Origin of the sequence: Wenzhouxiangella sp. XN79A, from assembly GCF_012272825.1 — a bacterium.
Lineage (GTDB): Bacteria > Pseudomonadota > Gammaproteobacteria > Xanthomonadales > Wenzhouxiangellaceae.
Genome location: NZ_JAAWWS010000157.1, coordinates 129,004 through 151,059 on the forward strand (window position 1 = coordinate 129,004; position 22,056 = coordinate 151,059).

The 22,056-nt window shown below is 69.2% G+C and carries 21 protein-coding genes; 7 read left to right on the forward strand and 14 right to left on the reverse strand.

What is annotated here, in order from left to right; genetic code table 11:
• Positions 1-19: 19 nt before the first annotated feature.
• Positions 20-1,015, reverse strand: a complete 996-nt coding sequence (locus HFP89_RS12560) for a hypothetical protein (RefSeq protein ID WP_206212359.1) — start codon at positions 1,013-1,015, stop codon at positions 20-22.
• Between the two features lie 245 nt (positions 1,016-1,260).
• Between HFP89_RS12560 and HFP89_RS12565 the strand changes: the two genes are divergently transcribed.
• Entirely contained in the window at positions 1,261-1,830 is a 570-nt protein-coding gene (locus tag HFP89_RS12565) for a hypothetical protein (protein ID WP_168718010.1), read from the forward strand.
• 51 nt (positions 1,831-1,881) lie between these two features.
• Here HFP89_RS12565 and HFP89_RS12570 read toward each other — a convergent pair whose 3' ends face one another.
• The 7 genes from HFP89_RS12570 to HFP89_RS12600 form a co-directional block, all read right to left on the reverse strand.
• Positions 1,882-2,592 carry an SDR family NAD(P)-dependent oxidoreductase gene (locus tag HFP89_RS12570; RefSeq protein ID WP_168718011.1) on the reverse strand — a complete coding sequence of 237 codons (711 nt, stop codon included), beginning with the start codon at positions 2,590-2,592 and terminating at the stop codon, positions 1,882-1,884.
• Between the two features lie 42 nt (positions 2,593-2,634).
• Positions 2,635-4,707, reverse strand: coding sequence for a S9 family peptidase (locus tag HFP89_RS12575; RefSeq protein WP_168718012.1), 2,073 nt, complete (start codon positions 4,705-4,707; stop codon positions 2,635-2,637).
• Positions 4,704-7,124, reverse strand: a complete 2,421-nt coding sequence (locus tag HFP89_RS12580; protein WP_206212360.1) for a prolyl oligopeptidase family serine peptidase — start codon at positions 7,122-7,124, stop codon at positions 4,704-4,706. Before HFP89_RS12580 ends, HFP89_RS12575 begins: the two co-directional genes overlap by 4 nt.
• 66 nt (positions 7,125-7,190) lie before the next feature.
• Positions 7,191-8,375 carry an aminotransferase class I/II-fold pyridoxal phosphate-dependent enzyme gene (locus HFP89_RS12585; RefSeq protein WP_168718013.1) on the reverse strand — a complete coding sequence of 395 codons (1,185 nt, stop codon included), beginning with the start codon at positions 8,373-8,375 and terminating at the stop codon, positions 7,191-7,193.
• Complete coding sequence (locus HFP89_RS12590; protein WP_168718014.1) at positions 8,372-8,629, reverse strand: acyl carrier protein; 258 nt, start codon at positions 8,627-8,629, stop codon at positions 8,372-8,374. The genes HFP89_RS12585 and HFP89_RS12590 overlap by 4 nt, the downstream gene beginning before the upstream one ends.
• Positions 8,626-9,558 (reverse strand): NAD-dependent epimerase/dehydratase family protein, encoded by a 933-nt coding sequence (locus tag HFP89_RS12595; RefSeq protein WP_168718015.1) that lies wholly within the window; start codon positions 9,556-9,558, stop codon positions 8,626-8,628. Before HFP89_RS12595 ends, HFP89_RS12590 begins: the two co-directional genes overlap by 4 nt.
• Positions 9,559-9,561: 3 nt before the next feature.
• Entirely contained in the window at positions 9,562-11,358 is a 1,797-nt protein-coding gene (locus HFP89_RS12600; RefSeq protein WP_206212361.1) for a fatty acyl-AMP ligase, read from the reverse strand.
• Positions 11,359-11,577: 219 nt separating this feature from the next.
• On the opposite strand from HFP89_RS12600, the gene HFP89_RS12605 reads away from it, so the two are divergent.
• From HFP89_RS12605 to HFP89_RS12620, 4 genes are read left to right on the forward strand one after another with little or no spacing between them, the layout of a single operon-like run.
• Complete coding sequence (locus tag HFP89_RS12605) at positions 11,578-12,729, forward strand: N-acetyltransferase (protein WP_168718016.1); 1,152 nt, start codon at positions 11,578-11,580, stop codon at positions 12,727-12,729.
• The gene (locus HFP89_RS12610; RefSeq protein ID WP_168718017.1) at positions 12,726-13,553 is read left to right on the forward strand and encodes an NTP transferase domain-containing protein; all 828 of its coding nucleotides are present in this window, start codon (positions 12,726-12,728) and stop codon (positions 13,551-13,553) included. Before HFP89_RS12605 ends, HFP89_RS12610 begins: the two co-directional genes overlap by 4 nt.
• Entirely contained in the window at positions 13,550-14,617 is a 1,068-nt protein-coding gene (locus HFP89_RS12615) for an LptF/LptG family permease (RefSeq protein WP_168718018.1), read from the forward strand. Before HFP89_RS12610 ends, HFP89_RS12615 begins: the two co-directional genes overlap by 4 nt.
• Positions 14,614-15,678, forward strand: a complete 1,065-nt coding sequence (locus tag HFP89_RS12620; protein ID WP_168718019.1) for an LptF/LptG family permease — start codon at positions 14,614-14,616, stop codon at positions 15,676-15,678. The genes HFP89_RS12615 and HFP89_RS12620 overlap by 4 nt, the downstream gene beginning before the upstream one ends.
• Positions 15,679-15,756: 78 nt before the next feature.
• Here HFP89_RS12620 and HFP89_RS12625 read toward each other — a convergent pair whose 3' ends face one another.
• Positions 15,757-16,083: a high-potential iron-sulfur protein gene (locus HFP89_RS12625; protein ID WP_168718020.1), complete on the reverse strand. Its 327-nt coding sequence runs from the start codon at positions 16,081-16,083 to the stop codon at positions 15,757-15,759.
• Positions 16,084-16,358: 275 nt separating this feature from the next.
• The gene (locus HFP89_RS12630) at positions 16,359-16,844 is read right to left on the reverse strand and encodes a fasciclin domain-containing protein (protein ID WP_168718021.1); all 486 of its coding nucleotides are present in this window, start codon (positions 16,842-16,844) and stop codon (positions 16,359-16,361) included.
• 89 nt (positions 16,845-16,933) lie between these two features.
• Between HFP89_RS12630 and HFP89_RS12635 the strand changes: the two genes are divergently transcribed.
• On the forward strand, positions 16,934-17,569 hold the full coding sequence (locus tag HFP89_RS12635) for an alpha-ketoglutarate-dependent dioxygenase AlkB (RefSeq protein ID WP_168718022.1): 636 nt from the start codon (positions 16,934-16,936) through the stop codon (positions 17,567-17,569).
• On the opposite strand, the gene xseB is transcribed toward HFP89_RS12635, so the two are convergent.
• The 4 genes from xseB to gluQRS form a co-directional block, all read right to left on the reverse strand.
• Complete coding sequence (gene xseB / locus HFP89_RS12640; RefSeq protein WP_168718023.1) at positions 17,529-17,789, reverse strand: exodeoxyribonuclease VII small subunit; 261 nt, start codon at positions 17,787-17,789, stop codon at positions 17,529-17,531. The genes HFP89_RS12635 and xseB overlap by 41 nt on opposite strands.
• Before the next feature lie 31 nt (positions 17,790-17,820).
• Positions 17,821-19,146: a tRNA lysidine(34) synthetase TilS gene (gene tilS / locus HFP89_RS12645; protein ID WP_168718024.1), complete on the reverse strand. Its 1,326-nt coding sequence runs from the start codon at positions 19,144-19,146 to the stop codon at positions 17,821-17,823.
• Positions 19,143-20,102, reverse strand: a complete 960-nt coding sequence (locus HFP89_RS12650) for an acetyl-CoA carboxylase carboxyltransferase subunit alpha (protein WP_168718025.1) — start codon at positions 20,100-20,102, stop codon at positions 19,143-19,145. Before HFP89_RS12650 ends, tilS begins: the two co-directional genes overlap by 4 nt.
• An 88-nt stretch (positions 20,103-20,190) precedes the next feature.
• On the reverse strand, positions 20,191-21,084 hold the full coding sequence (gluQRS, locus tag HFP89_RS12655; RefSeq protein WP_168718026.1) for a tRNA glutamyl-Q(34) synthetase GluQRS: 894 nt from the start codon (positions 21,082-21,084) through the stop codon (positions 20,191-20,193).
• A 41-nt stretch (positions 21,085-21,125) separates the two neighbouring features.
• On the opposite strand from gluQRS, the gene htpX reads away from it, so the two are divergent.
• The gene (htpX, locus tag HFP89_RS12660; protein ID WP_168718070.1) at positions 21,126-22,007 is read left to right on the forward strand and encodes a protease HtpX; all 882 of its coding nucleotides are present in this window, start codon (positions 21,126-21,128) and stop codon (positions 22,005-22,007) included.
• Positions 22,008-22,056 lie beyond the last annotated feature (49 nt).

Below are 22,056 nucleotides of genomic sequence, written 5' to 3' on the forward strand. Positions count from 1 at the left end.
CCCGGTTCGCAGCGTCGGGTCAGGCGGCCGGTCGAGTCGGCGCCGGGGGTTCGCCGGAGCCGGAGGCACCGTGCTCGCGCTCCCAGTCCGATGCCTTGTCCTTGAGCTTCGAGAACTTCTTCGACGCGCCGTCGAGCTTGCCCTCCCATTCCGGGTTCGGCTGCTGGCCCTCGGTGACCTTGAAGAAGACCTGCATCAGCGCGGTCATGCCGACCGGCTCGATGACCGCCTGCTTGATGCCCCAGGCGAACACCACCGCGATGATCAGCGCCAGCGGACCGGCGGCCCCCGGGAACAGCGAAACCAGCCCGGCGACCGGCGCCAGGATCAGGAGGAAGACCAGGAAGGTCAGGCCCCAGATCACGAAGGCCAGCCAGAAGGCATTCTTCAGGAAGGCCTTGTAGTTCTGCGCGTACAGCACCAGGGCGGTGCGCGAGGTCGCCCAGGGATTGTCCGAGCGGACCTTCATGTTGTAGGCCAGGATCACCTCGTCGAGGTAGGTCAGCGACAGGTTCACGATGGTGTTGATGAACTTGGCGATGCCCTGGATGCCCGGGATCGGCAGGAAGTTGGTGATCGTGAAGAACACCCGGTTGAAGGCCTTCAGTACGCCCTTGATCAGCTGGTCGACGCCGAACAGGATGGACGACTCGGCAAAGCGCTCGCGCACGATGCCCTGGGCGTAGTCGATCTGACCCTTGCCGCCCGGCAGCGATCGGCCTTCCATGAGCTCGACCAGCACCGCGATGTGACCGGCCTTGACCAGGTAGAGCAGGTATTCGCGGATGAAGTACATGATCGCGCCGGCCACGCCGAAGCCGATCAGGCCGCCGTACAGCCCGCCGGCCTCCGGCTCGCCGCCGATCGTGCCGACGCCATAGCCGATCCCGGCGCCGACACCGGTGATCAGTACGTAGGCCAGCGTGATGCCGAAGTAGATCAGGAAGCGGAAGATCAGGAACGGCATCGTCTTGAGCAGCAGCGAGATGATCTCGCCGAGCTTGAAGTCCATCATGGTCGGAGTCCCTCGGGTTGAATGTTCATGGATCTAGTTGCGGGGTGCACTAGAGTACGAGAACCGGCTGCGAAATACGACAGGCGCCGGCCGGGCTTGACGGTCCCGGAAACGCATGCGAATATCGTCTCGGGCGTGGCAGTCCATCGTGATCGAAATCGAGCATCCGGCATCGACGCCGGTGGTCCCCGTCGCCGTGCGTCGGCTGCGTCCGCATACTTTCCATTCAGTAGAGGACACATCTCATGGACTATCGTTGGATCCCCGCCGCTGCACTGGTCGCAGCCGTGATGACCGCACCCCTCTCGACTGCCCATGCCCGGGACGGCATGAGCTGGTCCTGGATCGAAGGCGGCGTTTCCTGGTTCGATCCGGATGACCTGGATTCGCAGGACGGGTTCAATCTGCGCGGCTCGGCGGCGCTCGGCGATCGCTTCTATCTGCAGGGTGGACTGGACCGCTGGGACTTCGGCTCCGACGAACTGCACTACTACAAGGCCGGCATCGGCTTCCACAGTGCGCTGTCCGAGTCGGTCTCGACCTTCGTCGAGCTCTCGTATGCCGGCATCGAACTGGCCGGCACCGACCAGGACGGGGGTCGCCTGGACTTCGGCGTGCGCGCCGCGCCCGGCAACGGACCGATCGAATTTCGCGGCTACGTCGGCGCCCAGGCCGACGGTTTCGAGGACCCGGAATTCATCGGCGGCGCCGACCTGCTGTTCCGCATCGGCGACCTGTTCGGAATTTCGGTCGGTGCCGAGACCTTCGAGTTCGATGCCACGATCTATCGGGCGAACCTGCGCCTGAGCTTCTGACCGAATGGTCCTGCGGTCGGCCGACCGGCCGCAGGAGCCTTGCCCGGCCGGTCAGTCGTCGAGCGTGCGCACGTCGACGAACTGGCCGCTTTCACCCGTCTTGAGCTTCTCCAGCAGGCCCAGGATCTGCGCGGCCGACTCCGCAGGCGACGGCATCGCCTCGGTGCCGCGGGCGTTCTTGAGCTTCTGCACCGACGGGAATTCCTCGCTGTCGACCTCGCCGCACAGGTAGTCCTGCATGCCGGTGTCGACCAGGCCGGGTGCCAGCGAGGTCAGGTGGGTGTCGGGCATCTCGTGGGCGTAGAGGGCGATCAGGTCGTCGAGGCTGGACTTGCTCATCGCGTAGGCGCCCCAGCCGCGGCTGAGATTGTGACCGGCACCGGAGGAGATGGCGATGACCTGTTCGACCGGGATCCGGCGCTCGATGAACCAGTCGAGAATCAGTTTGTTGGCCCAGACGTTGATCCGGAACAGGTGCTCGACGTCGTGCACGTCGGTGGTGTGGAAGTCCTGGATCCGGCCGAGGATGCCGGCGTTGAGGACCAGCAGGTCCAGCCGCAGGCAGTCCGACAGCAGTCGGTCCATGGCCTCGGGGATGGCGTTGAGGTTGCCCAGGTCGACCTTGCGATCGCGCAGGCCGTCGTCGTCGTGGATCGGGCAGCCCGATCGGCTCATGCCCCAGACGATGGCGCCCTGGTCGAGCAGTTCACGCGTGAGTCCGAGGCCGAGGCCGCTGGAGTTGCCGGTGATCAGTACGTTCATGGCGAGGGTCGAAGTCTCCGTGTGAGTGAATGCACGCCGGCGTCAATCCTCGCTGGACGGATCCGGCACCTTCTCATCGTAGCGCCCGAACCAGGCCAGGATGTGGCGGATCTTGGACGCCAGCTGGCTGGGCCGGCCGGCGATGCCGTGCGGGGCTTCGGGAATCCGGACCAGCACCGAGTCGATGCCGCGCAGCTTCAGCGCCTGGTAGTACTGTTCCGATTCCCACATCGGGGTGCGCCAGTCGGCCTCCCCGGTCAACACCATGGTGGGGGTCGATACGTTGCCGACGCGCGACAGCGGCGATCGCCTCCAGTACTCGTCCTGGGCCTCCCACGGCGGAGCCGGGAACCAGTACTTGTGGAAGAACGGGGTGAAATCGGCGGTCAGCACGAAGCTGGTCCAGTTGATCACCGGCTTGGCGACCACCGCGGCCCGGAAGCGATCGGTGGTGCCGATGATCCAGGCGGTCAGCACGCCGCCGCCGGAGCCGCCGGTCACGAACAGGCGGTCGGGATCGGCGATGCCGCGCTCGATCAGCACGTCGACACCGTCGATCAGGTCCTGGTAGTCGTCGCCGGGGTAGGCATGGTGGATTTCGTTGGCGAAGTCGGCGCCGTAGCTGGTCGAGCCGCGCGGGTTGAGGTAGGCCACGGCATAGCCGGCCGCGGCCATCAATTGGACTTCCATCGAGAACCGGTCGCCGTAGTCGGCGAACGGGCCGCCGTGGATTTCCAGGATCAGCGGCAGCGCGGTCTCACCGTCGTGGCCGGGCGGCAGGGCGACCCAGCCCTGGATCTCCAGACCGTCGAGCGAGGAGCGGTAGCGGAATTCCTCGACCGGCGCCAGCTCGCGGTGGTCGAGCAGTTCCGCGTTGAGCCGGGTCAGCCGGGTCGTTTCGACGCCGCGGCGGCCGACGTCGGCCCGGACCAGGTCGGCCGGGTGGGCCGGTGTGGTGGCGGTGAACACCAGGCGGTCGCTGCCGGCGTCGAAGGCGCCGCTGGCGTAGGGCCGACCCAGCGTGGTGCCGCCGACGCCGGAGACCAGCCGGGTCCGCGTTCCGTCGAGGTCGATGCGGTCGATCACCCCGGTGCCGCGGTCGCTGTAATGAACGTACAGCGCCTTGCCCTCGGCGTCCCAGGCGAAGTCGTCGATCGAGCGGTCGAGGTCGGCGGTCAGCGATCGGGGTTCGCCGTCGTCGATCAGGTACAGCTCGGTGTTGTGGTAACCGAGCCGTTCATCGTCGAAGCCCAGCCAGGCCAGGCGGTCGCCGCCCGGTTGAACCGCCGGGGCATTGTCGGGGCCGAAGCGGTCGGTCAGCGGCGTGATCTCCAGCGTGGCCAGGTCGAGTCGGACCAGGTCGGTGTCGTTGCGCTCCAGCGCGAAGTCCTCGCGCCGGTTGGTCGCGAACACCAGCGATTGCCCGTCGGTCGACCAGGCCGCGGCGCCCGGTTGCGGATAGGGACCTTCGGTCAATTGACGGGCCGGGCCGCCGTCGGCCGGTACGACGAAGCGCTGGGTCTGGCCGTGCGGCAGGAAGCCCTGGCCGTCGACCCGGAACACCGGCTGCTCGACGACCCGTGCCGGCGGCGCCCAGTCCGCGCCTTCCGGCGGCTTCAGCGGCTCGACGATGCGTGGCGCTTCGGTCGCCACGAAGCGCCGGAACGCGATTCGCTCGCCGTCCGGCGACCAGCTCGGGTCCGACGGGGCGTGCGAGCCCGCGGTCAGCGCGGTGGTCCGGCCGGAGTCCAGCCAGAGCACCCGGAGCTGGACGTCGCCGTCGCCGCCGTGGCCGATCCAGGCAACGCGCGTTCCATCGGGCGACCAGGCCGGCGAGCCGGCGTGGCCTTCGGCCGGGGTCAGTGCTTGCTGCACGCCGTCGGCGTCGATCAGCCACAGCTGGCCCCGGTTGCGGTCCCGCATCGCGTCCAGGGTGCGCCGCACGTAGACCACGCGCTCGCCGTCGGGCGACAGCGCCGGGGCGTCGGCGTATTCCAGCCCGAAGATGTCGTGGGCGGTCAGCGGCGGGTTCGCGGCCAGGCCGCCGGCGGCGGCCAGCAGCAGGGCGGTCAGCACCGCGCGCAGTCGGGCCGAGCAGGGTCGGGTCGGGGTCATCGATCGTCTCCTCGTGCGGCGTTGTCGCCGATGGACTGTTCGAACAGCTTCAGAATCCGGCGGTACTGGTCCAGCCAGCTTTCCGGGTGCACGTAGCCGTGCGGTTCGAGCGGGTAGGAGGCCAGCTCCCAGTCCTGCTTCTCGAGCTCGATCAGGCGCTGGACCAGCCGGATCGAATCCTTCCAGAACACGTTGTCGTCGAGCATGCCGTGGCTGATCAGCAGGTCGCCGGCCAGGCCGTCGACGAACTCGATCGGCGAGGAGCGCCGGTAGGCCTCGGGATCGACCTCGGGCGTGTTCAGGATGTTCGAGGTGTAGAAATGGTTGTAGTGCGCCCAGTCGGTGACCGGCCGCAGCGAGGCGCCGGCGGCGAAGGTCTCCGGCGCTTTGAACATGGCCATGAAGGTCATGAAGCCGCCGTAGGATCCGCCGTAGACGCCGACCCGGGCCGGATCGCCGTCGTGGTTCTCGACCACCCAGTCCACACCGTCGATCAGGTCCTCGAGCTCGGGCGTGCCCATCTGGCGATAGATGGCGGTTCGCCAGTCACGCCCGTAGCCGCGGCTGGCCCGGTAGTCCATGTCCAGCACGTGGTAGCCCCGCTCGGTCAGCAGATTGTGGAACATCTGCTCGCGGAAGTAGTAGGGAAACCGGTGGTGGGTGTTCTGGGTGTAACCGGCGCCGTGTACGAACAGCACCACCGGGCGCGGTCCTTCGAAGTCGCCGCGGGCCGGGTAGAACTTCGTCCAGATCGGCGCATCCACGTGACGGGACGGAATGCCCACGAACTCCACCGGCTGCCAGTCGATGGTCCTGTAGCGCTCGCTGCGGGTGTCGGTGCCGGCAGTCGGTTCTCCGCCGTCGATGTCGATCACCGCCGCCTGGGCCGGGAGGTACGGCCCGGAGTGGCGAAGCAGGATCCGCTTCAGTTCCGGGCCGAGCGTGAAGCTCTCCACGCCCTTGAGTTCGGACAGGCGGGTCAGCTCGCCGCGGCGAAGGTCGATACGGTAGAGATCGTACTCGGTCGGGTGGGCACGGTTGGTCAATGCCCAGGCGATATCGGGGTCCAGGCCGAAGGCGATGTCGAACACTTCGAACTCGCCGCCGGTCACGGCCCGGGCCGGGCCGCCCGGGCCTGCGGTGTAGAGGTGGCTGTAGCCGGACTGCTCGGACAGCAGCCACAGCGTCCGGCTGCCCGGAATCCAGCCGAACTCGTTGAACGACCAATTGATCCAGGCCGGGTCGGTGAGGCGGTGCCGTTCGGTCAGCGTCGGGCCCTGGTCGGCGTCGCCGCCGGCATCGATCGTCACCGTCCAGCGATCCTTGTTGTCGATCGCGCGCAACTGGACCGCAACGATCGAACGGTCCGGGTGCCACTCGACGCCGGCCACCGAAACGGGGCGGGGATTGTCCGCGTCGTGCGCTTCGATGTCCTGCTCGGCCTTCAGTTCGGCGAGCGGATCCTCGTCGATGCCGGACAGGCTGCCCAGGTCGAGCTCGTGCCGGGTCCGGGTGGCCAGGTCGAGCAGCCAGAGCTGCTGCGGGGTCGGTGGTTCGCGCCCCACGAGCGTGCGTACGTCCTCGATCTCGACGTAGCCCGACTCGGTGACGAAGCGCGGCATCGCGTCGTTGCGGCCCTCCGCGCTGCCGGCCTTGCGGACCGCGACCAGCAACCAGCGACCGTCGGACGAAGGTGCGGAGACGACCGGTTCCATGCCCTGGCCGAGGTACCAGGGCGCCGGCGCCCGGCTCGGATCGGCCGCAACCAGGCCCAGCTCGTGCTCGCGCTGATCGATCCGGCGTTCGCGCTCGCGGGCCAGCGTCTCGAACAGTTCCAGCTGGTGCTGCTCGAGGGCATCGTCCGGCTCGGCATCCGGTGGATCTTCGAAGCGCAGGTCGGCCAGGGGCTGGATGACCCGCGTATCGAGGTCGATCCGCCACCAGTCGCGGCCGAGACGGACCAGCACGCGGTTCGATGCGCTGCCGAAGCGGGCCGCGCCGGCATCGCCGCTGGCGGTCAGCTGGACCAGCGCCGCGGTGTCGAGCTCGCGCAGGTACAGGTTGCCGTCGCGGATCGTCAGTGCACGCCGACGGGCGTCGTCGTAGACCGGGTCGGGTCCGTCGAGGCCGGCCCGTTCATCGGGCATGAGCACCCGGTGAGCGCCGGTCCGGCTGTCGACCTGCAGCAGGTCGCGGATGTCGGAATCCGCACGCTTGATCCTGGCGGTGTAGTGGCGTCCGTCGAGCTGCCACCAGGCCGCTTCCACCGGCGGTCCGATCCAGTCCGGATCGGCCATGATCTGCTTCAGGTCGGGGGTCTGCGCGGCGGCCGTGGCAGCGGCCGCCAGGGCCAGTGCCGAAGCCAGCAGGCGACGCCAGCGGGTCGGCGCGGGGCGGCGAGGGAACGATGGGGCCACGGGAATTCCTCGGGGTCGAAAGTCCCCAAGGATACCGGCAGCGGCCGGGCCGCCGGTGCCGGTCGATCAGGCCGCCTTCTGCAGCCGGCCGAAGGCGTCGATGATGCGGTCGATCTGGTCCGGGCTGTGCGCCGCGCTCAGGCTGATCCGGAGCAGGTTCAGGCCCTTCGGCGTGGCGGGGGGGATCATCAGGTTGGCGTAGACTCCGGCGTCGAGCAGGCCGTACCAGTGGGCCAGCGCCGACTCGCGGTCGGGCATCACGATCGCTGCGACCGGCCCGGGGTCGGCGCTGCCCAGGGTGTAGCCGAGCTCGTTCAGCGCGCCGTAGAGCTGGTGGATGTTGCGCCACAGCTGCTTGCGCAGGGCCTGGCCGTGAACGACCTTGTCCAGCGCCGTGCGGGTGGCCGCGATCACGGCCGGCGACGGCGAAGCGGTGAAGATATATGGCCGGGCGGCCAGCCGGACGTATTCCAGCTCGGCGTGGCGGCTGACGCAGAACCCGCCGATGCCGGCCAGGCTCTTGGAGAAGGTGCCGACGACGAAGTCGATGTCGTCGAGCACGCCGCGGTCCTCGGCCACGCCCAGGCCGCGTTCGCCGAACACGCCGAACGAGTGCGCCTCGTCGAGCAGCAGCCAGGCGCCGTGGCGCTTCTTGACTTCGATGAATGCGTCCAGCGGCGGCTGGTCGCCCATCATCGAATACAGCCCTTCGACCACGATCAGCGCGTGCCGGGCGTCGTCGCCCAGGCGGGCGAGGCGGCGGTCGAGGTTGGCCGGATCATTGTGGCGAAAGACCACGGTCCGGGCGTGACCCAGCCGCGCGCCGTCGTAGATGCTGGCGTGCGAATCGCTGTCGAGCAGCAGGTAATCGTCCTTGCCGGCCAGCGCCGAGATCGCCCCGAGGTTGGCCTGGTAGCCGGTCGAGAAGACCATGGCCGACGGCCAGCCCCAGGCCCGGGCCAGGTCGCGCTCCAGCGCGGCGTGACTGGCGTAGCTGCCGTTGGCCATGCGTGACCCGGTGGTCCCGGTGCCCTGCTCGCTGAGCGCTCGACGGGCCGACTCGACGACGTCGGGGTCCATGGTCAGGCCCAGGTAGTTGTTGGTTCCGGCCAGGATGACCCGTCGGCCGCCGATCGTACCTTCGGTGGCCGAGTGCACGGCGTCGATCGGTGTGGCCACCGGCGGAATCTCGGCGCGATCCAGGTCCGCGCGAGCCTTCGCCACGTCGGCGAACTTGTCGAACAGGCTCATGCTTCACCGTCCTTGCACAGCGGTTCGATCCGGCCGGCAAGTTCGTTCAGGGTACGCGCCTCGGCCAGTACCTCCACCGGGATCGAGACATCGAGCCGGTCCTCGATTTCCATGACCAGGTCCATGATCTGGACCGAATCCAGGCCGATTTCGCTGGTCAGCACGGCGTCGAAATCCACAGTGCCGAGCTGCGGCAGGGACACGGCGACCGCGTCCTGGATCGCTTGGTGAATGTCGGTTCGGGCGTCGGTCATGCGCGGGTCCATCCGGGTAGGGATTCAAGCGCTTCGTCCAGGCGCCGGTGCGGCCGCCAGTCCAGGTGCGCGGAAAGCGCGAGATTATCGCAGACCCAGTCAACGTGCCGCAATTCACGCACTTTGCCGGGCGAGAGCAGCGCGGCGCGGCCGCGCAGCCGGTTCGCGGCCAGCGCCAGCCGGCCGGCGGTGCGCAGCGCCGGACCGGGGATGGCCAGGGTACGGATCCGACCGCCGCGAACCGTTGCGGCAAGCCGGGCGACCTCGGACCAGGTCCAGCCGCCGTCGGGCTGCGGACCGGCCAGCGCGAACGGCGCGGTCGAAGGGCCTCGGTAGAGCAGGCGCTCGATCGCGGCACCGACGTCGTCGACATGGACCAGCGAAAAGCGCGCGGTCGCCGGGCCGAGCCGGATCAACCAGCCGCGCGCCAGCATTCGCCAGAAATCGGCCAGCGCCGGGTCGTCGGGACCGTAGACCGCCGGCGGTCGAAGCACGGTCGACGACCCCGGCAGTCGCTCGCGCCATGCCCGCTCGGCACCGGCTTTCGAGGCCGTGTACCAGGACAGCTCGGGCCGGGTCGCGGCCAGCGAGGAGACCAGCAGGGCGTGGGCGCCCGGGGCGCGGTCGGCGATCGCGTCGGCCAGCAGGGCGGTACCGTCGAGGTTGGCCCGCTCGAAGTCCCGCTGCCGGCTGCCGGCGATCGCGCCGGCCAGGTGGACCACGGCGTCGGCGCCGTCGACCAGGCGTTGCAGCGCGGCGCGATCGGCCAGGTCGCCGACTACGTGTTCGAGCTTCGGATGGTCGACCGTCAGTCGGTCGGGATCGCGCACCAGGGCGCGGATTCGGGCGGGGTTCGAGGAGGCCAGCAGGCGCGCCAGCGTGGCGCGCCCGATGAAGCCGGTGGCGCCGGTCAGTGCGATGACCGGCATGGTTCAGTCGGCCGTGTTCAACGCCTGGGTGTGGGGCGTGCGATCGACCAGCTCGCGCGGCAGCACCTCGGTGTTTTCCAGCCCGTTGCGCTTCAGGAAGTCGAGCCGCGTACCGCTGCGCGACAGCTTGCCCGAGGAGGTCCGCGGCAGGGTGTGCAGCGGAACCAGTTCGATCAGGCAGGCGATGCCGAACTCCGACTGGATCTGCTGCCTCAGTCGCTCGACCAGCCGGGCCTGGCGGAACGGATCCTGCTCGCGGCACTGCACGACCAGCACCGCGACCTCGCTGCCGTCCTCGGCCGGGATCGCGAACGCCGAGGCGTCTTCGGGGCGAACTTCGGGCTGCTGCTCGGCCAGGTACTCGAGGTCCTGGGGCCAGATGTTGCGGCCGTTGATGATCAGCAGGTCCTTGGCCCGCCCGGTGATGAACAGCGAGTCACCGGCCCGGTAGCCGACGTCGCCGGTGTTCAGCCAGCCGTCGTCGGTCAGCGCTTCGCGGGTGGCGTCTTCGTTGTTGGCGTAGCCCGACATCACGCTCGGGCCGCGCAGGTAGATCGTGCCGCAGTGACGCTCCGGCAGGATGCGCCCGGACGTGTCGCGGATCTCGACTTCGTAGTCGGGCAGCGGTCGGCCGCAGTTGACGAACTCGGTGACGCGGGTGTCGGCATCGGCGTCGGCGTCGATCGGCGCGGCGCGGCGCTCGCGCGCGAGCAGGTCGGCGTCGAGCCGATCGACTTCCAGGCCCTGGGCCAGCGGCGCGAAGCTGACCGCCAGCGAACACTCGGCCATGCCGTAGCAGGGCAGGAAGGCCGACGGCGAGAACTTCGAAGGCTCCAGCGCTTCGGCGAAGCGATCCAGCCAGCTCGAGCGGATCATCTCGGCGCCGACGCCGGCCACCCGCCAGGCCGACAGGTCGAAGCGGTCGAGGTCGCCCTCGCGCAGCCGGCGAGCGACCAGCGCGAAGCCGAACGGCGGCGAGTACGAAATGGTCGCGCCGTTGCGTGAAATCAGCTCCAGCCAAAGCCGCGGACGCATCGCGAAATCACGCGTGCCGAGGTAGTCGACCGAAAGCTGCGAGACGACCGGGCCGAGAATCAGGCCGACCAGGCCCATGTCGTGATAGAAGGGCAGCCACGACATGTAGCGGTCGCCGCGGCGGATCTGGACGCCGTACTGCAGGATGCCGGCGAGGTTGGTCAGCACGGCGCGCTGGGTGATCATCGTCCCGCGCGGAAAGCGGGTGCTGCCCGAGGTGTACTGCAGGTAGGCCAGGTCGTCCGGGGCCGGCGGATCGGGCAGGGCATCGGCCGGCTCGAGCGCTTCGAAGGCCTCGAGCGTGCCGCTGACCGCCAGGTCCAGGCCCTCGACCGCTTCGGCGAGGAAGGCCTGGAAGTCACGCGAGGCATAGGCCGCCCGGGCCCGGCAGTCGATCAGCAGCGCGCGCAGGTGCTTGACGAACGCTTCCTTGCCGCCCAGGTGCACCGCCGCCGGCAGTGGCACCGGGACCAGCCCGGCGTACTGGCAGGCGAAGAACATGACATGGAACTCGGGCTGGGTGTCGGCGACCAGCGCGATCCGGCTGCCGCGCGGCAGGCCGAGCGCGGTCAGGCGCAGCGCGGTTTCGCGCGCCCGCTCCCGGAGCTCGCCGTAGGTCAGCACGGACGTCAGCTGGCCTCGTCCATTGTGGAAGTTGCAGCCCGTGGTTCCCTGGGCGGCATAGTCCAGCGCTTCGGCGAGGCTTCGGTAGCCGGAGGTCTTCAGCGGCAGCGAATTCTGCGTGGGGGTTGGCTTCAGGCTCAAACCGATGTTCCCTTGTTGTTCTGCGTTCTCGCGTAGAATCGCCAGCGAGAGTTTATTGGCAAATCTAATCGACCATTATAAGACGCTGACGTGTCAATGGAAACACGTTCGTGACCGTCCCTTGCCGCGACACGTTAGGCGAAGTGCACTTCAAATCGTGTTAATGCCCGCAATTCTGCAACATTCGACCCCGAAATTGCCACCCGTGCGTCCACGCCCATGACGACGCCGGAGTCGACGATCGAGGTGCGTCCGGTCCGCCTGCCGGCCGACTGGCGGCGATTCCACGCCCTGCCGGTGCGTCTGTACGCCGGCGATCCGAACTGGGTGCGTCCGCTCGACCTGCAGCTTCGCCAGCAGTGGGCGCCGCGGAATCCGTTCTTCGCCCACGCCGAGGCACAGGCCTTCATCGCACTGCGCGGCGACCGGGCCGTCGGCCGGATCAGTGCCCAGATCGATCGCCTCAACGACGACCGGGGTCGTCCGGACCTCGGCTGGTTCGGCCAGCTCGAAGCCGAGGACGACATCGAGGTGTTCCGGGCCCTGGAGCGCGCGGCCGGCGGCTGGCTGGCCGAGCGTGGCCGGACCCGCATGCAGGGTCCGTTCGACCTGTCGATCAACCAGCAGAGCGGGCTGCTGGTCGACGGCTTCGACTCACCGCCGATGATGATGATGGGGCACGCACGGCCCTACTACGCCGACCGGCTGGTCGAACTCGGCTTCGAGTCGGTCGCCGAACTGCTGGCCTACCAGGGCGACCTGGAGTTCCGCGATCCGCGCGGGATGCGGCGCGTGCTGGGCCGGCTCGGCGACCGGCTGAGGCTGGAGCGGGTCGAGCGCGGACGCTTGATGGAGCGGGCCGGGTTGATGCGCGAACTGTTCAACGCGGCCTGGGCCGACAACTGGGGCTTCGTGCCGATGACCGAGGCCGAGTTCGATCACACCGTGCAGGACATGAAATTGCTGATCCGGCCGGGCTATGTCCAGATCGCCTGGCTCGACGACGAGCCGGCCGCCTTCATGGTGACCCTGCCCGATCTCAACGAGCTGGTGCGCGATCTCGGCGGCCGGCTGTTCCCGTTCGGTGCGGCCCGCCTGCTGTGGCGCATCTGGCGCCGCCGGAGCACCCGCGCCCGGGTGCCGCTGATGGGGGTGGCGCCGAAGTACCAGCGCTCGATCACCGGCGCGGCGCTGAGTTACGCGATGGTCGCCGACACCCGGGATCACCTGAAGGCCGACGGCGTTGAATGGACCGAGCAGTCGTGGATCCTGGAGCAGAATCGCGGGATGCGCTCGCTGATCGAATCGATCGACATGCATGTGGCCAAGCGCTATCGCGTCTTCGAACGCTCGATCGGGTCGTCGGAATGACTGCCCCGGTCTCGAAGGCCACGGCTCCGGCGGCGGCGTCGAGGCCGGCGATCATCGTGCTGGCCGGCGATCGCGGTCCCGGGGACCCGCTGGCTGCGTCCGCCGGCGTGGCCGGAAAGGTGCTGGTCCCGGTCGCCGGGCGGCCGATGCTGGCCCACGTGCTCGATGCGGCCCGCGGGCTGGGGGACGATGTCGCAATCCGGCTGGTCTGCCCGGCGCGGCCCGAATACACGGCCGTCGCCGAGCCGTTCGGCGGCTGCGCCGGCAGTCTGCAGACGGTCGAACCCGCATCGGGTCCGGCGGCCAGCGTGGCTGCGGCGCTGGCGACCCTGCCGGCCGACGGACCGGTACTGCTGCTGACCGGCGACCACCCGCTGCTGACTCGGGAGTGGCTGCGCGGCTTCCTCGCCGCGGCCGAAGCCACCGGCGCCGACGCGGTGGTCGGACTGGCCGATGCCGATGCCGTTCGGGCCCGCTTTCCGGAAGGCCGGCGGACCCGCTACCGCTTCGCCGACCGCTCGGTCTGCGGCACCAACCTGTTCCTGTTCCGGACCGCGCAGGGCCGCCGGGTGGTCGAGACCTGGCAGGCGTTCGAGCGCGATCGCAAGAAGCCGTGGCGGATCGTCGGCCGACTCGGCCCGGTCGACCTGCTGCGCTACCTGCTGCGGCGACTGAGCCTGGCCGGCGCGTTCGAGGCGCTGTCGCGGCGTCTCGATGCGCGCGCCGCACCGGTCATCGTGCCGTGGCCGGAAGCGGCGGTGGATGTCGATACGCCGGCCGACAAGGTGCTGGTCGAATCGGTCTTCCGGCAACGCGCGTCGTGAACCGGCTCGAGCGCTACGTCGCCCTGCAGCTGCTGCGACCGATCTTCGGCGTGTTCTTCGTCGCGCTGCTGGTGATGCTGGCCTATTACTTCTCGAGCTACCTCGCCGATGCGGTGATCGAGCGCCTGACCATCGACGCGGTGGCCAAGCTGGCCACGCTCAAGCTCGGCCTGTTCTTCGACGTGCTGATCCCCGGCGCGATCTTTCTCGGCGCGATCACCGGTCTCGGCCGGCTGCAGAGCGGCTACGAGATGACCGCAATGGCCGCCGCCGGCGTCGGCCGGACGCCGGTGGTGCGGGCCGTGCTGGCGATCGCGCTGATCGGCCTGCTGCTGGTGGCCGCGCTGACCCACCTGTTCCGACCGTGGGCCTACGAGACGCTGTATTCGATGGAAGGCGAGCTGGTCGCGCGGGTCGATCTCGGCCGGGTCGAGCCGGGGCGCTTCGAGATCGGCGACGCGGCCTGGGTGATCTTTGCCGAGGCGCGCGACGGTGATGCGCTGGTCGATGTGATGGTTCATCAGCAGACCCCGACCTATCGCAACCTGCTGCGCGCGGAGCGGCTGGAGCAGCAGACCGCCGTGGACGGCTCGATCGCGCTGGAATTCAGCGGCAACGTGCGGTCCTGGCGCTTGCAGCAGGACGGCGCGACCGACCTGGTCGGCTCCAGCGAACGGCTGCGCGTGCAGTTCGATCCGCCGGCATCGGTCGAGCCGTCGCGCAAGCGTCGTGCGCTGTCGTTCGAACAGCTGCTGGATGCCGCCGGTCCGCTGGAGTGGGGTGAATTGCAGTGGCGCACGCTGATGCCGCTGTCGGTACCGGTGCTGGCGCTGCTGGCGCTGGCGATCGCGCGGATCGAACCGCGTCACGGCCAGACCTCGCGGGTACTGCTGGCCACGCTGCTGGTGACGCTGTATTTCGCCGCGATCGGCACCCTGGCCAATCGCGTGGATGCCGGCACCATGTCGATCTGGCCGGGCCTGTTCTGGGCGCCGCTGGTCGTGCTGCCGCTGGTGCTGGGCCGGCTCTGGCGGTCCTGGCGCGGCCCCGGGGCGCCGATATGAGCGTGCTCGACCGCTATCTGCTCGGTCGCCTGCTGCGCGGCTACCTCGGCATGGGTCTGGCGGTGGGCGCGCTGGTCTGGCTCATCGCGCTGCTCGAAGCGCTCGGTGCCGACAACGGCGGCGGTGCACTGGCGACGCTGTGGCAGGCGAGTGCGGCGGTGCCGATCCGCCTGATCGACCTGCTGCCGGTGGTCACCGTGCTGGCCACCGCCAGCGTGCTGGCCGCGCTGCAGGCCCAGCGAGAACTGGTCGTGGTCCGCGCCGCGGGCATGTCGCTGCTGCACGTGACCCGGCTTGCGCTGGTCCCGGCGCTGGGCGCGGCGCTGCTGGCGCTGGCGGCACTGCAGTTCCTGGCACCGACGCTGAGCCCGGCGACGGGCGACCGGGTCGAAGCCGGCGCGCCCGGGGACACCAGCCTGTGGCACCCCTGGCACGGCCTGTGGGTGCGCTCGAACGCCGACTTCATGAACGTGCGCCGGTTCGATCCCGGTCAGTTGCCCGGCGACATCGCGATCTACGAATTCGACGACCAGGGCCGGCTGGAACGCCAGATCCGGGCCGAACGGGCGGTACCGGCGCCCGAGCGCTGGACGCTGGAAGAGGTGCAGATCAAGACCCTGGATGGCTCGGAGGGGCCGCGAATCGTGCGTCATGAGCAGTATCGCTGGGACTCCTTCCTGACCGCCCGGCAGCTGGAGCTGTTCCGCCAGCCGCCGGCCAGCCTGCCGTTGACCGACCTGTGGACCTACGTGGCCAGCCTGGAGGAACGGGCCCAGGATGCCTCGGAATTCGAGCTGGTGCTGTGGCGGCGGATCACCCTGCCGCTGGCCGGGCTCGGAATGGTGCTGATCGCGGCCGCGCTGGCCGCCTCACCCGGCAAGGGGCGGGGCTTCAGTCTGAAGCTGGTCGCGTCGGTCGGCGTCGGCCTGGGCTATCACCTGCTGGCCGGCATGGCGGGGTTCTTCGCGCTGGTCACCGATCTGCCGCCTGCGCCGGTGGTGCTGGTGCCGCCGCTGCTGCTGGTGGTCGGCGCCTCGGTGTTGCTGGTCCGGTCCCGCTGACGCCCGCGGTCGCCTGGCCCGAAACGAAATCGACCCGGCAGGGGCCGGGCCGATCGATGGAACGCGATGCCGGGTCGGTCAGCCGGCGGCCTTGACCCAGGCGCTGCACCAGCCGTCCTTGTTGACCAGCTTGCCCGGGAAGATCGCGCAGCCGATCCATTCGCCGTCGCCGCCCTGGGCGAGCTGGCAGTTGGCGCAATTCTGCGAAACGTCGTGCGAGGCGAACTTGCCGTTGTCGACGTCTTCTGTGTTGTGCACATAGCCCAGCGCCGAAGCCTGCGGATCGGACGGGTCGAGCTGTTCCTGGGCGAAGGCGTCGCCGAAGCGCGTCATCGTCGGCAGGATCAGGGCCAGCGAACCGGCGCCGGCCAGCTTGAACAGATTTCTCCGGGAACACTTCGACATGGGATCTCCTTGGGCGTGATGCCGTTGTGGGTTTTGAGCGTCGATGCAGTGTGCAGTTTACTGTATGTACGGACGCTGAACCGCGATTCGATCGTCACGCCGCGATGATCATTCGCATTCGTAAGTCATTCTCATTATTGAATAATTCGCGTTTGCTCCTGGGTCCGCGCCGGGCTCGCCGCAGGCCGTTCGAGCGCTTGCGTCGGACACGAAAAAAGCGGGCGGAAGGCCGCCCGCTCGAATCGATCGTCGCCGGCGTGCCGGCGGTGGACACCTTACGGAAGAATGACCGAATCGATGACGTGGATCACGCCGTTGCTGGCCATGATGTCGGTGGTGATGACATTGGCGTCGTCGACCTTGACGCCGGCATCCGACACGGTGATGTCGATGTCCGACCCCTGGACGGTGGTTGCCGAGTCGAGTTCCACGACATCGGCCGCCGTGACCTTGCCGGCAACCACGTGGTAGGTCAGGACCGCGGTCAGCTGTTCGGTGTCGGCCAGCAGCGCGTTGAGCTGATCGGCCGGGATCTTGGCGAAGGCCTCGTCGGTCGGGGCGAAGACCGTGAACGGGCCTTCGCCCTTCAGGGTTTCGATCAGGCCGGCGGCTTCGAGCGCGGTGGCCAGGGTGGTGAAGGAACCGGCTTCGACGGCGGTGTCGACGATGTCCTTCTTGTTGCCGTGATGATCGGCCAGGACCGGTGCGGCCAGGGCAAGGGCCAGCAGCGAGGCAAAGGCGATGCGAGTAGCAGCGTTCATGGTGCACTCCTTGAGTGGGATTTATAGTCGGTCCGTGGTTCGGACTGCGCAAGTCTCGGGGTACGACATCGTTTTCCTGTCGAGTTTTGATGAAGGTGCGATCAAGAAACAGTGAGGGAAGCGTCAAGACGCTGCTGCCCGAACACCAGCGGGACGCGGCGGGACTGGCCTATCGGCCCGACTGGATCGCGGCCGCACGGGCCGCCGTGCTGTTCGAACGGCTGCACGCCGGGGTCGACTGGCAGGCCAGGACGATCCGGATGTTCGGGCGCAGGCTCGAGCAGCCCCGGCGGATCGCGTTCCAGGGCGACCCCGGGGTGGTCTATCGCTATTCCAACGACGATTACCATGCCGAAGCCTGGCATCCCGAGGTCGCTGCGCTGCGCGACCGGCTTTCGCAGCTTCTGGGTGTGTCGTTCAACAGCGCGTTGCTGAACCTGTACCGCCACGGCAGCGATTCGATGGGATGGCACGCCGACGACGAGCCGGAGCTGGGCGATCGGCCGGTGATCGCTTCGGTCAGCCTCGGTGCCATGCGGCGGTTCGTGCTGCGCTCGCGCGCCGAGCCGGCGCGGAAGATCGAACTCGAACTTGCGCCGGGCAGTCTGCTGGTGATGTCCGGCGACCTTCAGCGGACCTGGCAGCACCAGGTGCCGAAGACCGCCCGTCCGGTCGGGCCCCGGATCAATCTGACGTTTCGTCGGGTCCAGCCTCCGGCGCGCTGAGGCTGTCGTCGTCGAGCAGCGTTTCGACCTGCTGCTGTGCTGCGTCGAGCATCGTCCGGCAGTCCTGGCTCAGCGCCACGCCGCGCTTGAACCGCTCCAGCGACTCGGCCAGCTCGAGGTCGCCGGTCTCCAGCGCCTCGACCAGCGATTCCAGTTCCGCCAGCTTCGCTTCGAACGACGGCTCGGCGGTGGTCGACGAGGATTCGGGGGCTTCGCTCATGGGTGCTGCTCCGCAGAGGGTCCGACCCGGCTCATTGCGCGGGCGAGGCATAGGGTACCAAGCCGGCCGGGGCGGCATGCCAGTCCGGCGCCGCGGCCAGCCGGGATGGATCGTGCCAGCGCCCGCCGACGGCCGCCACGCGACCGGCCACCCGCAGCACCGGCAGTCGATGCCGGCGCCACGGCGGAACGCCGGCCATCCGCAGCAATTCCGCGACGCGCTGGGTCGGGCCGTCGGGACGAAGGCGCATTCGATCGCCGGCCCGGAACGCGCCGGCCGTGACCGCTTCGTTCCCCTGCCCGCCGACGGGCAGGCCCGAGAGTCGGCCCAGGCCGTGCGGCAGAGCCAGTTCGGTCGTGCCCGGCACCAGCTCGATCGACCAGTTCGCCGGGACCGGGTCCGGACAGCGATCCCGCCACAACCGGTCGCGCCAGGCGCGCAGCTGCACGGCATCGACGGTCACGGCGGGGCAGCGGTCGGCAGCAGCGTCCCTGCACTGGCGGCGAAACTCGTCGAACCGGTCCGGTGGTGGCGGCGCGTCCGGCGCCAGCCAGCGGCGCAGGGCTTCGAAGGCGCGGGCCGACTCGAGCCGCAACCAGGCCGCCAGATCCAGCGTCGACTCGCGGCCGCACGGCGAATCGCAGCGCAGCGACACCAGGTCGGCCCTGGCCCGGACCTCGACGGCGTCGGCCGCGTTGCCTTGCGCCACGCGGGCGCGCTCGATCGCGCCGCGGTAGCCCCGACCCCAGCGCTGTTCCAGCCGCGGCAGCACCTCGTGCCGCAGGTAATTGCGATCCGGATCGGTCGATGCGTTGGTCGGGTCCTCGATCCAGTCCTGGCCGGCGTCGTGCAGTTCCTGCTGGAGCGCCTCGCGCGGCCAGGCCAGCAGGGGGCGGCCGAGCCAGCCCCGGCCAAGCGGCCGACGCACCGGCATCCCGGCCAGTCCGGCCGGGCCGGCACCGCGCAGCAGCTTGAGCAGCAGCGTTTCGACCTGATCGTCGAGGTGATGGGCCGTCAGCACGGTGTCGTCGTCGCCGAGCCGGCCGGCCAGCGCGGCGTAGCGCGCATGGCGAGCGGCCGCCTCGGGGCCCGAGGCCAGGTCGAAGGCCGCCGGATCCAGCACCAGGGTTTCGAACGACACACCGAAGCGGGCCGCGATGCGCCCGGCGCGGGCGGCCCGAGCCGGGCTGTCCGGATCGAGTCGGTGGTCGACGTGAATCGCCGACAGGCGCGCCGCCAGGCCGGCCTCGATCAAGCGTTTCAGCAGGCAGACCGAGTCGGCGCCGCCGCTGAACGCGACGATCAGCCGACCTGCGTCGGTCCAGGCGGCCGCATCGAGCCGCGGCCGGTCGTTCACTCGCGTTCCAGCGCGCCCAGCTGCATCAAGCGATCGTAGCGCGCTTCGAGCCGCTCGCTGTCGGTCATGCGATCCAGCGTCTCGAGCTGGCTGACCAGCAGTTCCTTCAGCCGCTGGGCCATTTCGTCGGGGTTGCGGTGAGCGCCGCCCAGTGGTTCGCGGATCACGCTGTCGATCAGGCCCTGGGCCTTCAGTTTTTCCGCGGTCAGGCCCAGCGCGCCGGCCGCGATCTCGGCCTTGTCGGCGCTCTTGTAGAGGATCGATGCGCAGCCCTCCGGCGAGATCACCGAATAGATCGAGTACTGCAGCATGTTGGTCCGGTCGCCGACACCGATCGCCAGCGCGCCGCCCGAGCCGCCTTCGCCGATCACCGTGCAGATGATCGGAACCCGGAGCCTGGCCATGACCAGCAGGTTGCGCGCGATCGCCTCGGACTGGCCGCGCTCTTCGGCGCCGACGCCCGGGTAGGCGCCCGGGGTGTCGATGAAGGTGAAGATCGGCAGGCCGAAGCGGTTGGCCATCTCCATCAGGCGCTTGGCCTTGCGATAGCCCTCCGGGCGCGGCATGCCGAAATTGCGGTGGATCTTCTCCTTGGTGTCGCGGCCCTTCTGGTGCCCGATCACCATGCAGGCGCGGCCGTCGATCGCGGCCAGGCCGCCGACGATCGCGTGATCGTCGGCGAACATCCGGTCGCCGTGCAGTTCCTGGAAGCGGTCGAAGACCCGGGGAATGTAGTCCAGCGTATAGGGCCGCTCGGGATGGCGGGCCATCTGCGAGACCTGCCAGTCGGTCAGGCCGGAGAACACCGACTCGATCCGTTCGGCGCACTTGGCTTCGAGCCGCTGGATTTCCTCGTCGAGGTTGAGTTCCTGGCTGGTACCGACGTTGCGCAACTCGGCCAGCTTGGCTTCCAGCTCGACGATCGGCTGCTCGAAATCGAGGTGGTTGGAGGTCATGAGGCCTGCAAGAGACGAAGGGAAGACGACGGAGTATAGCGACCGCGCCGGACGACCGGAACCCGGTCCGGTCGCTCGACCGCCCTGGCTACAGCTCGAACGGTTCGGTCGGAATACGTCCGGTGGCCCAGCTGGCCCGCGCCCAGGCCCACAGTGCGTCCAGCGTTCGCCGTCCGGCCGGCGGCGGGTGACCGAGCACGCGCAGCGCCAGGGCCAGCGCTTCGGCGGCCGGGCGCGCAGTCACCGGATCGGCGCCGCTGGACTTCGACAGTTTGCGGCCGCTGGAATCGACCACCAGCGGCAGGTGCAGCCAGCGCGGCGGCGTTCCGCCCAGCGCCCGGTGCAGCGCCTGCTGGCGACCGGCCGAGTCGATCAGGTCGGCGCCGCGGACGACTTCGGTGATGCCCTCGTGCAGGTCGTCGACCACTGCCGCCAGCTGGTAGGCATGAAAGCCGTCGGCGCGCCGGATCACCACGTCGCCACAGGTTTGCTCGAGGCGCTCCTCCCAGGCGCCGCGCAGCGGGTCCTGGACCCGGACAGGCTCGGCCGGCACCCGGAACCGCACGCTGCGCGCCGTCCGGCCCGGCGGCAGTCCACTGCGGCAGGTACCCGGATAGACGCCCGACGACGGCAGGTCGGCCCGGCTGCAGCCGCAGGCAAAGGCCAGGCCGTCGGCGAGCAGGCGCTCGACGGCGGCCGCGTGGCGCGGCGTGGACCGGCGCTGGTAGCGGACCGGCCCGTCGGGCGCCATGCCGAAGCGGGCCAGCGTGGCCAGCTGGTCCTCGGCTGCCCCCGGCACGACCCGCGGCGGATCGATGTCTTCGATCCGGACCTGCCAGAGGCCGCCGTGGCTGCGCGCCTGCAGGTAGCTGCCGACCGCCGCGACCAGCGAACCGAAATGCAGCGGGCCGGTCGGCGACGGCGCGAAGCGGCCGCGGTAACCGGTCGGCGGTCTCTTGTCTTCCGGGACGGAAGCGTCCATATTCGGGCTGATTTCCTTCGAGACTCGGGTCTGCCGACATGATGCGACGAATCGGACTGTTCCTGGCCACCAACCTGGCCATCCTGGTCGTTCTCGGGTTCGTGATGAACCTGATCGAGCCCTGGCTGCGTGCCCAGGGCATCGACTACAACTTCGCCTATACGCTGATCTTCGCCTTCCTGTTCGGGATGGGCGGCGCCTTCATCTCGCTGTTGATGAGCAAGAAGATCGCGCTGATGTCGACCGGCGCGAAGATCATCCAGCAGCCGTCCGGCGAGGTCGAGCGCTGGCTGGTGAGCACGGTCGAGCGCCAGGCGCGCGAGGCCGGCATCGGCATGCCCGACGTGGCGATCTACGAGGCGGCCGAGCCGAACGCCTTCGCCACCGGCGCCTCGCGCAACAAGGCGCTGGTCGCGGTCTCCACCGGGCTGCTGCGGGCGATGCGCAGGAACGAGGTCGAAGCCGTGCTGGCCCACGAGGTGTCGCACGTGGCCAACGGCGACATGATCACCATGACGCTGCTGCAGGGCGTGCTCAACACCTTCGTGCTGCTGCTGTCACGGGTCCTCGGCCAGATCATCGATCGCGCCGTGTTCCGCAACGAACGAGGCTACGGACCGGGTTATTTCCTGGTGGTGTTCGTGCTGCAGATCGTGCTCGGCATCCTGGCCAGCATCATCGTGATGGCCTTCTCGCGCTGGCGCGAGTTCCGGGCCGATGCCGGCGGGGCCCGGCTTTCGGGTCGGCAGAACATGATCGCGGCGCTGGAACGCTTGCGCCAGAGCCAGCAGCCGGGTCAATTGCCCGAGGCGGTCGAGGCCTTCGGAGTGCGCGGCCGGACCGGCATGGGCTTCAAGCGCCTGTTCATGAGCCATCCGCCGCTGGACGAACGGATCCGCGCGCTGCACGACGGCGCGGTCTGAGCCGCAGGCCCGGCACCTCGCCGGGCCGGTTCGGCGCGCATCGCGGCGG

What these genes read in the sequence shown, in the direction of transcription:
- HFP89_RS12595 (WP_168718015.1), bottom strand. Translation starts at nt 9,558, where the DNA reads ATGCCGGTCATCGCACTGACCGGCGCCACCGGCTTCATCGGGCGCGCC.
- HFP89_RS12570 (WP_168718011.1), bottom strand. Translation starts at nt 2,592, where the DNA reads ATGAACGTACTGATCACCGGCAACTCCAGCGGCCTCGGCCTCGGACTC.
- HFP89_RS12650 (WP_168718025.1), bottom strand. Translation starts at nt 20,102, where the DNA reads ATGACCTCCAACCACCTCGATTTCGAGCAGCCGATCGTCGAGCTGGAA.
- HFP89_RS12625 (WP_168718020.1), bottom strand. Translation starts at nt 16,083, where the DNA reads ATGTCGAAGTGTTCCCGGAGAAATCTGTTCAAGCTGGCCGGCGCCGGT.
- HFP89_RS12585 (WP_168718013.1), bottom strand. Translation starts at nt 8,375, where the DNA reads ATGAGCCTGTTCGACAAGTTCGCCGACGTGGCGAAGGCTCGCGCGGAC.
- xseB (WP_168718023.1), bottom strand. Translation starts at nt 17,789, where the DNA reads ATGAGCGAAGCCCCCGAATCCTCGTCGACCACCGCCGAGCCGTCGTTC.
- HFP89_RS12610 (WP_168718017.1), top strand. Translation starts at nt 12,726, where the DNA reads ATGACTGCCCCGGTCTCGAAGGCCACGGCTCCGGCGGCGGCGTCGAGG.
- gluQRS (WP_168718026.1), bottom strand. Translation starts at nt 21,084, where the DNA reads ATGGACGCTTCCGTCCCGGAAGACAAGAGACCGCCGACCGGTTACCGC.
- HFP89_RS12575 (WP_168718012.1), bottom strand. Translation starts at nt 4,707, where the DNA reads ATGACCCCGACCCGACCCTGCTCGGCCCGACTGCGCGCGGTGCTGACC.
- HFP89_RS12590 (WP_168718014.1), bottom strand. Translation starts at nt 8,629, where the DNA reads ATGACCGACGCCCGAACCGACATTCACCAAGCGATCCAGGACGCGGTC.
- htpX (WP_168718070.1), top strand. Translation starts at nt 21,126, where the DNA reads ATGCGACGAATCGGACTGTTCCTGGCCACCAACCTGGCCATCCTGGTC.
- HFP89_RS12630 (WP_168718021.1), bottom strand. Translation starts at nt 16,844, where the DNA reads ATGAACGCTGCTACTCGCATCGCCTTTGCCTCGCTGCTGGCCCTTGCC.
- HFP89_RS12565 (WP_168718010.1), top strand. Translation starts at nt 1,261, where the DNA reads ATGGACTATCGTTGGATCCCCGCCGCTGCACTGGTCGCAGCCGTGATG.
- HFP89_RS12635 (WP_168718022.1), top strand. Translation starts at nt 16,934, where the DNA reads ATGAAGGTGCGATCAAGAAACAGTGAGGGAAGCGTCAAGACGCTGCTG.
- HFP89_RS12605 (WP_168718016.1), top strand. Translation starts at nt 11,578, where the DNA reads ATGACGACGCCGGAGTCGACGATCGAGGTGCGTCCGGTCCGCCTGCCG.
- HFP89_RS12560 (WP_206212359.1), bottom strand. Translation starts at nt 1,015, where the DNA reads ATGATGGACTTCAAGCTCGGCGAGATCATCTCGCTGCTGCTCAAGACG.
- HFP89_RS12620 (WP_168718019.1), top strand. Translation starts at nt 14,614, where the DNA reads ATGAGCGTGCTCGACCGCTATCTGCTCGGTCGCCTGCTGCGCGGCTAC.